Here is a 1410-nt window from a genome sequence, read left to right on the forward strand (position 1 = left end):
CTTTGTGTTTTCTTTTCAGTTATTTAACCTAAGGACGAAACAGCAGCTGGCTAAGCAAGCCGTGTGTAGCGGACCCGACAAGGACAACAGAAGGTGTCGGATTCCGTTGCCAGCAACCGCGGTCGGCCCCCCAGGAGACCAACAACTGGCCGGACCCCAATCAGAGTGTCGATGCTTGGTCTTTGAGGTTCGGCCACGATCGTGCGATCGAGGCGCTGACCCAGGCCAATATTCCCGAGGAAAACACGGGCAAGAAGCGCGACCGCAGCTGCGCCTATCGCGCTATCCGGACTGCCCGCGAACCGGAACAGATCGGATTCCGGCGGCTGATCGCTACCAGCCGCTGAGACCATAGCACGCTGCCCGGACGTTTCCACGCTCGCTGATTGGTGTCAACGCTTCGGCTATTGGAAGGCTGTTTGATCGGGGCTGGCAATGCGGAAGCATCGCTCAGGACGAGCAATGGCTCCGGGCGATCGCAGCCTCCGGGACTGCTCGGCAGCTCAGCGGCGAGGCGAGGCAAACGGAACTCCATCGGTCCGGGCCTCGCATCGAGCGAACTAGCCATGGCCGAGGAGGGCCACCTTGCACTGCCTAAAGCGGAGCAGCGAAATCGGCGCAAGGCGAACCCGGCCGCAGAACTTTGGTGCAGAGCGCGTGCAAGGCGCGCGAGAAAACTTGGACTGCTTCGCCCCGGGAAGGGACGTTTTCCGTCATCGCCGAGCCGAGATTCTCGATCGCAGTCCGCGTTACACGCACCTCGCGCAGCAGGAGTCTGAGGCTCTCGACTTTCGATCGATGAGCCGCAGCCCGTCGCCTGACGAATCGTCGAGAACCAACCCGCAGCCTCTCCCTATCTTCGTCATCGAGTTCGTTGGCGGCACGGACCAAGGTCCAGTTGCCGTCCACGTATAGGATCGAGCCGTTCACTTGTGAGGCGTTAGACGAAACATGAGCATCCTGAGGGCTCCCATCCTTGCTCATCGGGATGCGCCGCCTGATCGCCGTCGACGCGTTAGCGAATGAGGCCAGCATCTGCGGTTGCGGTCAGAATGCCGAATGTCCCAGGCAGGTTTGCCGCCGCGCCGTTGCCGAACGTCCTGGTGAGGGCCGTTTGCGCCCCGCAAAACACCTCGTGTGCCCCGGCAGCCGTTTTGAGCCGAAGCTGGTGAAGGACCCTCGAGGGCAGGTGATTGCCCCAATGAGCGGCTTTGCAGAGGTCCCACAACCAGATGCCAGCCCAGGACGGGCTCGTGGCGGTAAGCGGCGGAGCGTCGCGGCCGCGCCGTTGCGGGGCTGAAAAGCAATGCTACCCACCGCACCTTCACCGACCAGGCATTCGCGGGCGGTGCTGTGGCGTTGCACAGTTGTCATAGGTTTTCGTCTCCACTGCCGCTGCGGGTCTCCACT

Annotated in this window: 1 protein-coding gene; it reads left to right on the forward strand. The window is 62.2% G+C overall.

Translation table 11 applies throughout. The features are described 5' to 3' along the window. Window positions 1-182 precede the first annotated feature (182 nt). A complete protein-coding gene (locus tag CKW40_RS44295) occupies window positions 183-347 on the forward strand; it encodes a hypothetical protein (protein WP_179298321.1) in 165 nt (54 codons plus the stop codon). The last annotated feature ends 1063 nt before the right edge of the window (window positions 348-1410 follow it).

Source organism: Mesorhizobium carmichaelinearum, assembly GCF_900199455.1.
Classification (GTDB): Bacteria; Pseudomonadota; Alphaproteobacteria; order Rhizobiales; family Rhizobiaceae; genus Mesorhizobium; species Mesorhizobium carmichaelinearum.